At 45.5% G+C, this 12,632-nt stretch carries 8 protein-coding genes; 7 read left to right on the forward strand and 1 reads right to left on the reverse strand.

Annotation, left to right across the window (positions count from 1 at the left end):
• The first annotated feature begins 41 nt into the window (after positions 1-41).
• A complete protein-coding gene (locus K1I94_RS02155) occupies positions 42-1,784 on the forward strand; it encodes an ABC transporter ATP-binding protein (protein WP_223314257.1) in 1,743 nt (580 codons plus the stop codon).
• A complete protein-coding gene (locus K1I94_RS02160) occupies positions 1,774-3,510 on the forward strand; it encodes an ABC transporter ATP-binding protein (protein ID WP_223314258.1) in 1,737 nt (578 codons plus the stop codon). The genes K1I94_RS02155 and K1I94_RS02160 overlap by 11 nt, the downstream gene beginning before the upstream one ends.
• A 75-nt stretch (positions 3,511-3,585) precedes the next feature.
• Here the strand turns inward: K1I94_RS02160 and K1I94_RS02165 are convergent, their stop codons facing one another.
• Positions 3,586-5,112, reverse strand: a complete 1,527-nt coding sequence (locus K1I94_RS02165; protein ID WP_223314259.1) for an ATP-binding cassette domain-containing protein — start codon at positions 5,110-5,112, stop codon at positions 3,586-3,588.
• 619 nt (positions 5,113-5,731) lie between these two features.
• Between K1I94_RS02165 and K1I94_RS02170 the strand changes: the two genes are divergently transcribed.
• The 5 genes from K1I94_RS02170 to K1I94_RS02190 all read left to right on the forward strand — a co-directional run bounded on the left by K1I94_RS02170 (position 5,732) and on the right by K1I94_RS02190 (position 12,581).
• Positions 5,732-5,923, forward strand: a complete 192-nt coding sequence (locus K1I94_RS02170; protein WP_223314260.1) for a hypothetical protein — start codon at positions 5,732-5,734, stop codon at positions 5,921-5,923.
• Positions 5,924-6,036: 113 nt separating this feature from the next.
• Positions 6,037-7,827: a serine hydrolase domain-containing protein gene (locus K1I94_RS02175; RefSeq protein ID WP_223314261.1), complete on the forward strand. Its 1,791-nt coding sequence runs from the start codon at positions 6,037-6,039 to the stop codon at positions 7,825-7,827.
• A 205-nt stretch (positions 7,828-8,032) separates the two neighbouring features.
• A complete protein-coding gene (locus K1I94_RS02180; protein WP_223314262.1) occupies positions 8,033-8,845 on the forward strand; it encodes a CPBP family intramembrane glutamic endopeptidase in 813 nt (270 codons plus the stop codon).
• Positions 8,846-8,947: 102 nt separating this feature from the next.
• Complete coding sequence (locus tag K1I94_RS02185) at positions 8,948-10,735, forward strand: serine hydrolase domain-containing protein (protein ID WP_223314263.1); 1,788 nt, start codon at positions 8,948-8,950, stop codon at positions 10,733-10,735.
• Positions 10,736-10,799: 64 nt separating this feature from the next.
• Positions 10,800-12,581, forward strand: a complete 1,782-nt coding sequence (locus K1I94_RS02190; RefSeq protein WP_223314264.1) for a serine hydrolase — start codon at positions 10,800-10,802, stop codon at positions 12,579-12,581.
• The last annotated feature ends 51 nt before the right edge of the window (positions 12,582-12,632 follow it).

Genomic DNA, 12,632 nt, shown 5'->3' on the forward strand with positions numbered 1-12,632 from the left:
TTATGGTAAAATAAATACAGTTTAATGGAGAAGTAGGCGGTATGAAAGATTTATTGAAATATTTCAAGGGCTATATCAGAGAGTCTTTGCTGGGGCCCTTGTTCAAGCTCTTGGAGGCCAGTTTTGAACTGCTGGTTCCGATTTTGATTGCGGGGATTGTGGATGAGACCATTCCTAGACACGACAGCTCCCATCTCTACTGGATGGTTTTTCTTTTGATGAGCTTGGCTGCGCTGGGTGTGGTGGTAGCAGTGGTGGCCCAGTATTATTCGTCAAAGGCGGCAGTGGGCTTTACTCGTCAGATGACAAGCGACCTCTATCAAAAAATCCTGCGTTTGCCTAAGGCTAGTCGGGATGAGTTGACGATTTCTAGCTTGGTGACTCGGCTGACGAGCGACACCTATCAGATTCAGACGGGAATCAATCAATTTCTTCGTCTCTTTCTGCGGGCGCCTATCATCGTTTTTGGCTCCATCATCATGGCCTTTACTATCAGTCCGGTCATTACCTTGTGGTTCTTGCTCATGGTAGCAATTTTAACGGCTATTATCGTTTTCATGTCTCGTCTGATGAATCCTCTCTATGCCAAAATTCGCCAGCTGACAGACCAACTGGTCAATCTGACTCGTGAGCAGCTGCAGGGCATGCGGGTTATACGAGCTTTCGGTCAGACCCAGCGCGAGGTTCAGACCTTTCGCAATCGCAACGAGCTCTATAAAACCTGGCAAATCAGGACGGGAGCTCTGGCTAGTCTGATTAGTCCTCTGACCTTTCTTACAGTCAATGGTACTCTGATTGCTGTGATTTGGCAGGGGAATAGCTTTATCGGCAAGGGCTTGCTGACCCAGGGGATGCTGGTAGCCTTGGTCAATTATTTATTGCAGATTTTGGTGGAATTGCTCAAGCTAGCTATGCTAGTCAACTCACTCAATCAAAGCTATATCAGTGCAGGTCGTATCAGTCAGGTCTTCGAGCAAGCAGAAGAAGATGTCCTACAGGAATTAGTGCAGGAAACAGCTCTGGCAAATCAAGCCATTAAAGTCCAGCAGGTTAGTTTTTCCTATCCAAATGCAGCTAGTCCAGCCTTGACTGGTCTGACTTTTGATTTGAAAAGAGGTCAGACTTTGGGGGTTATTGGCGGGACAGGCTCAGGGAAGTCTACTCTGGTTCAGCTGCTGGCTCATCTTTATCCTGTGGCTGCTGGTCAGTTAACCATCTTTTCCCAAGGACGCAGTCCTAAAAATCTCAGAGAATGGCGGTCTTGGATCAGTCTGGTGCCTCAGAAAGCAGAGCTTTTTCAAGGAACTGTTCGCTCCAATCTGACTTTAGGATTGTCAACCAAGCCAACAGACGCAGACTTGTGGCAGGCCTTAGAGATTGCTCAGGCGACGGACTTTGTCTCTCAGAAGGAAGGTGGCTTGGATGCGACTGTAGAGGCCTTTGGTCGGAATTTTTCTGGTGGTCAGCGTCAGCGTTTAACCATTGCCAGAGCTGTCTTGCGGAGGGCGCCTTTCTTGATTTTAGATGATGCGAGCTCAGCTCTGGACTATCTGACAGAGGCTAGACTCTTGCAGGCTATTAAGAATGAATTGACAGAGACCAGTCTGGTCTTGATTTCTCAGCGGACCAATAGCTTGCGCTCAGCGGATCAAATCTTAGTGCTGGATAAGGGAGAACAGGTGGCTCTTGGTCGCCATGAGGAACTCTTAGCTAGCTCTGCTATTTACCGAGAAATTCATCACTCACAGCATAGTCAAGGAGAGGAGGGAAAGCATGAAGCATAAGACAACACCTAGCAGCTTGAGGCGTTTGACTCGAGATTTGCTGCAGGCGCGCTGGCTCTTTCTCCTAGCTAGTCTGGGAACGGTGGCTCAAGTGGCTCTGACTGTTCTTCTTCCAGTTCTAATCGGGAATGCGGTTGATAGCGTTCTTCTACCTCAAGCGGAGCAGCATGTGATTCCGATTTTGGGGCAGATGCTGTTGGTTATCTTAGCCAATACGCTGATTCAGTGGCTCAATCCCTTGCTCTATAATCAGCTGGTCTATCGCTATAGCCAGCAGCTCCGACAGGGTGTTATCAAGAAAGTTCATTATTTGCCTTTAGCTTATCTGGATCGGCAGGGAACCGGAGACTTGGTTAGTCGGGTGACGACGGACTTGGAGCAGCTCAGCAATGGCCTACTTATGGTTTTCAATCAATTTTTTGTGGGTTTGCTGACAATCTTAGTGACCATCATTAGCATGGCCAGATTGGACTTTTTCCTCCTGCTTTTGGTTCTGCTTTTGACGCCCCTTTCTCTCTTCTTAGCTCGCTTTATTGCTAGAAAGAGTTTTAGCTTTTTCCAACATCAGACGCAGGCGAGGGGAGCTCAGACCCAGCTGATTGAGGAAAGTCTGACCCAGGAGAGTTTGATTCAAGTATTTAATGCTCAGGAGCAGTTTGATACAGCTTTTACTCGCAGTAATCAAACCTATGCAGACTATTCTCAGGCGGCTATTTTCTATTCTTCGACAGTCAATCCTTCGACTCGTTTTATCAATGCCCTGATCTATGCTTTGATTGTGGGCTTTGGGGCTGTCCGAATCATTCAGGGAACAGGTTTTACGGTTGGGCAGCTGGTAACTTTTCTCAACTACGTCAACCAGTACACCAAGCCTTTCAATGATATATCGTCAGTCATGTCGGAATTGCAGAGCGCTTTAGCTTGTGCGGAGCGGATTTACAGCGTTTTGGACCAAGAAGAAATAGCGGAGCCTGGTCAGGAAATTCTTCAGTCTGAAGATGTCAAAGGACAGATTAGCTTTGAGCATGTGGCTTTTGGCTATGAGCCTGGCAAAGAGCTGATTCAGGATTTGAATATAAGGATTCCAGCAGCTAGCAAGGTCGCCATTGTCGGGCCAACCGGTGCTGGCAAGTCTACTTTAATCAATCTCCTCATGCGCTTTTACAATGTTGATAGTGGTCTTATTTCCCTAGACGGTACTCCCATAACGCATTACACTAGAGCCTCTTATCGTCAGCAGTTTGGTATGGTACTGCAAGAGACTTGGCTCAAGACAGCAACCATTCATGATAACATAGCTTTTGGTCGGCCAGATGCCAGCCGAGAAGAGGTCATTGAAGCTACCAAGGCGGCCAACGCTCATTTCTTTATCCAGCAGCTGCCTCAGGGCTATGACACCTATCTGGCGGATGCTGGGGACTCCCTTTCTCAAGGTCAGCGGCAGCTCTTGACCATTGCGCGTGTCTTCCTGGCTGTTCCTAAAATCTTAATCTTGGATGAGGCGACTTCCTCCATCGATACTCGGACAGAAGTCTTGATTCAGGAGGCTTTCAGCAAGCTCATGGTGGGACGAACTAGCTTTATCATCGCCCATCGCCTGTCTACTATTCAAAATGCTGACATCATCCTCGTTATGGTAGATGGTGATATCGTCGAGCATGGTAATCACCAGGAGCTCATGGCAGCCAGAGGTGTTTATTACCAAATGCAGACGGCGCAGGAGTAGAAGGGGAGCTTTATTAAAGTTCACAGATTGATGCTAAACAAAACTAAAAGAGTTGGAATTTCCAACTCTTTTTGCTTATAGTTCAAGTTCTTCCAACCCTGTTTCCGTCAGTTTATAAATCTTCTGGCAGACTTCTTTGAGAAAGATCCGATCGTGGGAGACAGCGATAATGGCGCCAGGATAGGTCCCCAATAGCTGGCGAACCTGAGGCTGAGAGGTGGGAGAGAAGTTGCGGGTTGGCTCGTCCAGCAGGAGGACATTGGGGCGGTCTAGGACTAGTTTGAGCAGGAGTAGCTTGGCTTTTTGACCGCCGGAAAGCTGCCCAATCGGGTGGCGGGCCTCGTCGCGCGTGAACTGGAGACTGGCTAGATGCGTCAGGATTTTCTCCTCCTGGGACTTGTCGCCAGAGGGAGCCAGAAAATCCAAAGGGCTGCTCTCGTCAGCCAGCAAGTCACCATAATGCTGGGGCATGTAGCCTACTCGCATGTCTGTCTGCTCACGCAGGATCTTCCATATTTCCTTAAGCAAAGTGGATTTTCCTGCACCATTAGCACCAATCAGTCCGATTTTTTCCTGGCCGCAGATCTCCAGAGTCAGGTTCTCCGCCAGTTGTCGTTCGTCTGTTTCCAGTTTCAGTCCTTCTAATTTGAGGATTCTTTTGGTCAATGGCAGAGCTTCTATGTTTGAGAAGTGAAGGCTGATGGCATCTTCCTGTGTCGGGATTTCGGTCATTTCAGCACCTGCCTTTTCAAATCGTTTGCCCTGTGAGAGGACGTTTTTCATCTTCTTAGCCACCAGTCGACCTGCAGTAGCGTCATGGGTGTTTCGTAAAGTATGCTCCACACTTTGCTTAACCCGTCGGTGTTTTTCCATAGTCTTAGCATGTTCTTCCCGCTCTTTCCGTGCCAATTGACCTTGTTTTTCAAAGGCCTCCTGACGTTGATGGCGGTAATTTTCATAGTCCAGACTCTTGACACTGGTTCTAGCCTCCTGCTTCTTTTTGATTCGCTCCAGATGAACAATCTTGGTCGCAGCTTGAGCGAGAAAGTGCTCGTCGTGAGAGACGAAAAGAACCGTTCTCTGGCTGTGGCTGATAAAGTTTTCCAGCCAAGTCAGAGTTTCAAGATCGAGGTCATTAGAGGGCTCGTCAAGAAAGAGAATATCCCAATCACTGGCTAGTTTCTTGATGAGCTGGACCTTGAGCTTTTCTCCTCCAGATAGGCTAGAGAGCTGCTGCTGACTGGCAAAACGCTGGCTGTCAAAGTTGAGCTCTCCAGCATAGCGGTAGAGCTTGGCATAGTCCAGATCGGTCTCAAAATCTGCAAAGAAATAATCATTGAGCGTCAGTTGGGCATCTTCTGAAGGCAACTGCTGGGGCAGGTAGACAGCAGCAGTATAGGACTTATCAATCTGTCCGCTGTAGCTGACATAGGAGCTGACCAGTCGCTCGTCTAGCAAGAGCTTGAGCAGGGTGGACTTGCCATTGCCCTCCTCACCGATAATAGCGACCTTGTCTCCTTGATTGACAGTCAGTGACAAATCTTTGACTAACTCTTTCAGGTCTTTTAGGTGGGTGATTGTTAGATTTTTTATTTGAAGCATAGATGTCTCCTTCGTTTTATAACACAAAATACAGCCCTGCTTTATTTAGCAGAGCTGTTTTTAGTTGCACAAAGCAGACACAGGAGTGTCTAAGTAGGATTATTCGTTCATAGGCTTCCAGCTTACACTGTCATAGGAGCGACAGGATTAATCTAAAGATAAGCAAATAAAAGCTAGAAAGCACCAAAAACGAACATCCCGCGGATATGCAGAAACATGACAAAATCTACTAAATAAAGTTTCCTTTAAAAAATAGACTTAATTTTTCATGTCTCCGTGTACCTCCGAAATAGTTCTGCTTTAAGTCTAGCAAAAGATAGTAGATTCGTCAAGCGCTTTCAAAAAAATAAAAATTTTTAAAAGTTTTTTTGGATACTATTTTATAAACTCTCTAAGGATATTGGTTTCAAGGCTTTTAAGCTGATTTTGATATATAATTTTTTAATTATATAAAAATTTGACATATACCAGAAAATTATATATAATCGTCTTGTATATAAAAATTATATATATATAAAATGATTATATAAATAGGCCTAAAATTTGTAAAAAATAAGAAGAGCTGGAATGTGATAGATTCCAGTTGTCATTTTAAATTGTATCTAAGGAGTAAGAAACCATGCCAAAAACGTTATTTCTCTGGCTTTTGACAGTCCTAAGCTTAGGGCTAGTAAAAACGCCTCAAGCTAAGACGATGGAGCAATCCTTGAAGTCTAACACGGCGGTCATTCAGATTAGCCAAAAAATTCAGGACCATGTCAAGAAAGATGAAGCGACAAAGGTGGCTTTAGAAACCGTGACCTTTGATTAGATGATGCAAATCATTGCATAAGAAAGGAGAAAGCTATGTTAAGAATTTTTATCCGAATGGTGTACAGAAGTATCGCCTATGCGATTGTCGAAGCTAAATAGAAAGGAAATATCATGAAAAAATCATTTATTCTAACACTTTTAACGATTATAACTCTAGGACTCTTCCGGCCGGTTACAGCCTTGGCTGAGGATCAGAAGTTGCCGTCTGGCACGGAGCGGAGCCAAATCGGTCAGAAAATCCAAGACTTTGTCAAGGAACATGAAAAAACAACGGCTGGTTTGGCGACGACGGTCTTTGATAAGGATGGCACCATCTACAAAGGAAACTTTGGCTATATGAACAAGGAAAAGAAAGTCAAAACGGATGATAGCAGCGTTTTTGAATGGGGATCGGTTACCAAGCTGACGGTTTGGGTCTCCGTCATGCAGCTCTGGGAAGAGGGAAAGATTGACCTAGAGGAAGACATCCGTACCTATTTGCCAGAGGGATTTTTAAAAAAACTTCGCTATGACAAGCCGATCACTATGATTGATCTCATGAACCATCAGGCGGGATTTAGCGAGTCAATTCAGGGCCTTAAGGAAGAGACAGGATTGACAATTGAGGAAAGCTTAGCCAATAATCAGCCAACCCAGTCCTACGAACCCGGCACCATGACCAGCTACTCAAACTTCTCTGCCGGTTTGGCGAGCTATATCGTCGAGCGAATCTCCGGACAGGACTTCTCTACCTATGTCCATGAGCATATCTTCCAGCCATTAGAGATGAATGATACAGCTATGTCTTCAGATTTGAAGGATAATCTTAAGGTTTATAAGAAGCGAATGGAGGCCTTGTCCTATAGTGCAGATGGTCAGACTTCGAAGGGGACTGCCTATTTATACTCAGCGCTCTATCCAATGGGAAATGCTGCCTCTACCATGGCTGACTTTCAGAAGTTTGCCCAAGCGCTTTTGAAGAAAGAGAAGCTCTTCCAGCGAGCTGAGACTTGGGCGACCCTATACACAGTGACCTCGACCTATCCAGGGACAGAGCTGCCGCTCAATATGCACGGTTTCTGGGCTACAGAGTTTGGCATGACTGTTGTCGGCCATAGCGGTAATACCTTGGGGTATTCCTCTTTCATCCTGCTAGACTTGAAAAATGGCATCGGTATGACTATCATGACGAATCAAGAACACGAATTCGTCTACAACCATGAGATGCCGGCTTTGGTCTTTGGACCTAAGAAAAAGACGGACTCAGCCACCTTTGACAAATTCCAGTCTGGAAATTACCGATCTACTCGCTACTTTGCCAGTGGTCCTATGTCTATCTCTAGAAGCTTATTCCTCTATACTAGTTTTGTCAAGAAATCCGAGGACAATCCACTTTTGAGTCAGGATTTTTCAGTAGTCAGTGGCAGCGGAGATAAGGTCAAGGTGACAACTCCTTATGCAAGTTATTTCAGAGTCAAGGATAGCGAAATTTTGGCAGACTGGGCCATGCTTATTGCAGCGGTAGTCGGAATTGTTTTCAGTATCATTCTCTTTTTGGTACGGGGTGGTTTAGATCTTTTCCGATTGGTATTCAAAAAAGGCCAGCCTAAAACACCTAAGAAACTTCGGATTTGGACTTATCTGACCTCTTTAGCAGCAGTAGGAGTGGTTTTAAATTTCTATGGCCTTGTTGTAGCTTTTCTAGCAAGTAATCGTAGTTACCCCTATAGCATATGGCCTTATATAGTCTTTGCAGTTCTAGGTTTAATCTTAGCAGGATGTGCCATCTACCCGTTCTTGAGTAAGGCTAAAAAGGGACTTGGCAAAGGTCGGCTCTTATTGACAATCATGACGAGTCTATCTGCTCTCGCTATCGTTGCCAATATCCTCTACTGGTCGCTCTACCAGTGGTGGGCATTGTGATTATTTTCCCGCTTTCTTTTGGGGAATGGACTGTCTCATGAGGTAAATCGTTTGATTAATTCTTTTTACAATTTTAAAGTTAGTGATTTTTCAACAGGAGCTGAAGTACAATAGCTGTCTTTTATACAGAGCGCGGCTAAACGAGGCAAAAAATTAAGGACCTTATCAGAGTACAAAAATCAAACCATTTAAAGGAGAAAGTTCTATGACCAATGAAACAAGAAGCAAACCACAACCCAAACTAGTCTGGCCGTTCCTAGCCTGGAACTTCGGCTGGACTTGGGGATTTATGTTGCTAGCGATCATTCTCAAAAATCTCTGGCCTGAAAATCCACCTATACTTTATCTGGCTCTGGAAGGCCTCCTAACGAGTCTCAGTATGTTCGGACCGGTGATAGCAAGCCTAATAGTGCTGAAAATAAAAGGCTTCAAAGCCATTTGTTCCTTTATCTTCTCAAGCAAGAAAGGGACTTGGCTCTATCTCCTACTCTTCAGTGGAGGTCTGGCTGTAACTTTTGCATTAGCTTCTGGAGGCAAGCTGGTAGATGGGGCTCTGCTTTCATTTATCGGCTCCTTCATCTACCTCATGACCTTAGCTGGTGGCATGGAAGAGCCTGGCTGGCGAGGCTTTCTGCAGCCTGCTTTGGAAAAGAAGTTCTCTATGCTTATCGCCTCCTCGATAACCGGACTTGCTTGGGCTTGCTGGCATATTCCTCTCTGGTTTTATGACCGCTTTTATGATCGGAGTCAGAATCCCTTTCTAGTCTTTATCATTGTAACTATAGTCCAGTCCATCTGGTTTGCTGCGCTGCATAAGAAGACGAAGTCTGTGCTTGCCTGTATGGTTTTCCATGCCCTGCTAGATATTCTGATAGAAACCTTTGTCGGCATCAACCTAGCTGATAAGTTTGACTTCTCTCAGGTTAACTCCCTCTTTTACCTTGGCGGCATGGGAATTATGACCCTTTACAGTATTTATCTCTGGTATCGGGCGGATAAGCAGGCGAAAAATTCATGATTAAAAAACAAGAATAAGCTGATTCTAAAATTGAAAGGAGACTGCACAAATTATCTGAACTTAGCTCATGTGAATCTTTGAGTTGAACAGAAAGGAAATGCTATGAAAAAATCTATTCTAATCATTCTTTTAACCATTTTGACGTTAGGAATCTTCCGACCGACCGCTGCTTTAGCTGACTCGCAGAAGCTGCCGTCTGGCACGGACCGTAGCCAAATCGGTCAGAAAATCGAAAATTTTGTCAAGGAACATGAAAAGACAACGGCCGGCATGGCAACAGCAGTCTTTGATAAAAACGGAACCATCTACAAGGGAAAATTTGGATATGTGGATAAGGAAAACAAAGTCAAAGTTGACGATGACAGTGTTTTTGAATGGGCTTCAATCACTAAACTGACGGTCTGGGTGTCGGTCATGCAGCTCTGGGAAGAGGGCAAAATCGACCTGAAAGCAGACATCAAAACTTATCTGCCAGAAGGCTTTCTCCGCAATCTTCGCTACAATAAGCCTATCACCATGCTGGATCTGATGAATCACCAGCCCGGTTTTGACGAGACACCGCTCTACAATAAAGGTGATAACAAAACGATTGAGGAGTTGCTCTTGGACTACCAGCCTATCCAGTCCTTTGAGCCGGGAACGACGACGGCCTATTCTAACTATGGCACATCTCTGGCCTCCTATATCGTGGAGCGGATTTCCGGGCAGAAGTACGTGGACTATGTCCATGAGCATGTCTTCCAGCCCTTGGGCATGGATCGGACTGGCATTCTGGCGGACTTATCGGACAATGCCTATGCCCAAGCCAAGCTCAAGGAAGCTAAGGGGTATGACAGTCAAGGCAAGCTTATAGGCAATGTACCGTATAAAGTTGATCTTTACTCAGAAGGGGGAGTAGTGGGAACTCTGGATGACCTGCAGAAATTTGCCCAAGCCCTGCTGGGCCGCAAAACCCTCTTCAAGCGTCCGGAGACTTGGTCTACCCTTTACTCAACGACATCCACCTATGCAGGTACGGACAATGCCCGTAATGCCCATGGCTTTTGGGCCAGCCACTATAGCGTCACCTTGCTAGGACATAGCGGCAATTCAAATGGCTTTTCTAGCAATCTCTATCTGGATCTTGAAAATGGTATCGGTCAAGTCATCCTGACCAATCAACAATATGAACTAATTTACAATATGCAAATGCCAGAACTGATTTTTGGCAAGATGAAGACTGCCAGCGAAGAGACTAAGAAGCAGTTCAGTCCTGGCTCTTACCGCTATCTGAGCAGCTATAATAATGGCCCCTTGTCCATCCTGCTCATGATGCCCGGCACTATCATGAAGATTGGTAAGCTAACTGACCAGCCGGGCCTGCTGACTACTTTCTGGACAATTGACCAGAGTCAGGGGGCTGACCGTATAGAAGTCGGTGTCCTAGATGCAGAAAAGCTTTCGGATACGGAGCTTTTCCAGCATTATCTGGTTCTGATTCTCGGAGCTTTGGGTCTTGTCTTTGCACTGGGGAATGTCTTGATTAGTTCTTTGATCGGCGGTTTCCGTCTCATCCTGCGTAAAGCAAAAAGTTCGGCACCTCGCTCTTGGAAGATCTGGAATTACCTGACTTCTATTGGTATTATCCTTTTCGGGGGCAATCTCATTCTATTTTTACTGTCTGCCATGAATCCATTTCAAAATTATTCAATGATTCAGTCTTGGCGCTTCATAGCTTTTGCCGGTTTGGGACTATTCTTAGCAGGCTGTGCAGTTTTTCCGCTCTTTAGAAAGACTCGAAAGGGGCTCGGAAAAGGTCGCCTCTTCCTGACAGTTCTGACCAGCTTATCCGCCCTCGCTATCGTAGCCAATATTCTCTACTGGTCGCTTTACCAGTGGTGGGCGATGTGATAAGTTGCCTGTCTTCCCTTGGGAAGGCGGGCTTTGTCTACATAAATCTGCAAAGGAGAATCGCATGAAAAAAACATTTATTTTCACACTTCTAACTATTTTAACATTGGGACTTTTTCGCCCAGCCACTGCGCTAGCTGAAGAGCAGAAGTTGCCGTCTGGCACGGACCGTGACAAAATCGGTCAGAAAATCCAAGACTTTGTCAAGGAACATGAAAAGACAACGGCTGGTATGGCAACAGCAGTCTTTGATAAAAACGGAACCATCTACAAGGGAAACTTTGGATATGTGGATAAGGAAAACAAAGTCAAAGTTGACGATGACAGTGTTTTTGAATGGGCTTCAATCACTAAACTGACGGTCTGGGTATCGGTCATGCAGCTCTGGGAAGAGGGCAAAATCGACCTAGAAGCAGACATCAAAACTTATCTGCCAGAAGGATTTCTCCGCAATCTTCGCTATGATAAGCCTATCACCATGCTGGATCTGATGAACCATCAGGCTGGCTTTGATGAAATGCCACTCTACAAAAAGGGAGACAAGAGCGACTTGGAAGAGCAGTTCCGTGATTACCAGCCTATTCAGTCCTTTGAGCCGGGTACGACGACATCATACTCTAACTTCAGCACGGCTTTGGCATCTTATATCGTGGAGCGGATATCTGGGCAGAAGTATGCAGACTATGTCCATGAGCATGTTTTTGAGCCGCTGGACATGGATCGGACAGCTATCTTGCCTGACTTATCGGACAACGCTTATGTACAGGAAAAGCGCAAGGAGGACAAGGGCTATGATGACCAAGGTAAGCTCTTGGGTGATACACCATTTAAGCTCTGGATGTACCCAGTCGGAGGGGCTGTGGGGACTCTAGGAGACCTACAGAAATTCGCCCAAGCCTTGCTGGAACGTAAGGCGCTCTTTCATCGTCCAGAAACTTGGACCGAGCTTTACTCAACAACCTCTACCCACCCTGGTACGGATATTGTTCGTAATGCTCATGGCTTTTGGGCCAGTCACTACGGTGTTACCTTACTGGGACACAGTGGTAATGCTGATGGCTTTTCTAGCTATCTTTACTTGGATCTGAAAAATGGCATCGGTCAAGTCATCTTAACTAATCAACTGTATGAACAAGTTTACAATGTTCAAATGCCGGAGCTGATATTTGGCAAGATGCAGACTGTCAGTCAAGCTACTAAAAAGCAATTCAAGCCTGGCTCTTACCACTATCTGAGAAGCTATAATAGGGGGCCACTGTCCTTCATGCTCATGATCCCTGGGGCCATCCAAAAGATCAACAAAGTATCAGATCAGCCAGATCTGTTGAGCACTTTCTGGACCATAGACAGAAGTCAAGGTGCTGATCGCCTCGAATTTGGTGTCCTTAATGCAGAAAGGATTTCCGATTCAGTTCTCTTTAGGCATTATCTAGTCGTGTTTCTCGGAGGTCTGGCACTCGTGTTTGCTCTGGGAAATGTCTTGATTAGTTTTCTGATTGGCAGTTTCCGTCTCATCCTGCGTAAAGCAAAAAGTTCGGCTCCTCGCTCTTGGAAGGTCTGGAATTGCCTGACCTCTCTAGGAATGCTGCTGTTTGCTGGCAATCTCATTCTGCTTTTACTGGCTGCCATGAACCAGGACTACTCAATTGTTCAATCTTGGCGTTATATGGTCTTTGCCGGTCTGGGACTGTTCTTAGCAGGCTGTGCGGTTTATCCTCTCTTTAGCAAGACTCGAAAGGATCTCGGAAAAGGTCGCCTCTTTCTGACAGTTCTGACTAGTCTATCTGCACTCGCTATCGTAGCTAATATTCTCTACTGGTCACTTTATCAGTTCTGGGTGATGTAGTTTAAAAATTTTGAAACAAGAAAAGAGCCGGCATATAAGCTGGCTCTTCGT

The organism is Streptococcus sanguinis (assembly GCF_019929145.1).
Classification (GTDB): Bacteria; Bacillota; Bacilli; order Lactobacillales; family Streptococcaceae; genus Streptococcus; species Streptococcus sanguinis_U.

Excerpts from the sequence above, each read along its gene's own strand:
- K1I94_RS02155 (WP_223314257.1), top strand. The coding sequence starts at position 42 with ATGAAAGATTTATTGAAATATTTCAAGGGCTATATCAGAGAGTCTTTG.
- K1I94_RS02160 (WP_223314258.1), top strand. The coding sequence starts at position 1,774 with ATGAAGCATAAGACAACACCTAGCAGCTTGAGGCGTTTGACTCGAGAT.
- K1I94_RS02165 (WP_223314259.1), bottom strand. The coding sequence starts at position 5,112 with ATGCTTCAAATAAAAAATCTAACAATCACCCACCTAAAAGACCTGAAA.
- K1I94_RS02170 (WP_223314260.1), top strand. The coding sequence starts at position 5,732 with ATGCCAAAAACGTTATTTCTCTGGCTTTTGACAGTCCTAAGCTTAGGG.
- K1I94_RS02175 (WP_223314261.1), top strand. The coding sequence starts at position 6,037 with ATGAAAAAATCATTTATTCTAACACTTTTAACGATTATAACTCTAGGA.
- K1I94_RS02180 (WP_223314262.1), top strand. The coding sequence starts at position 8,033 with ATGACCAATGAAACAAGAAGCAAACCACAACCCAAACTAGTCTGGCCG.
- K1I94_RS02185 (WP_223314263.1), top strand. The coding sequence starts at position 8,948 with ATGAAAAAATCTATTCTAATCATTCTTTTAACCATTTTGACGTTAGGA.
- K1I94_RS02190 (WP_223314264.1), top strand. The coding sequence starts at position 10,800 with ATGAAAAAAACATTTATTTTCACACTTCTAACTATTTTAACATTGGGA.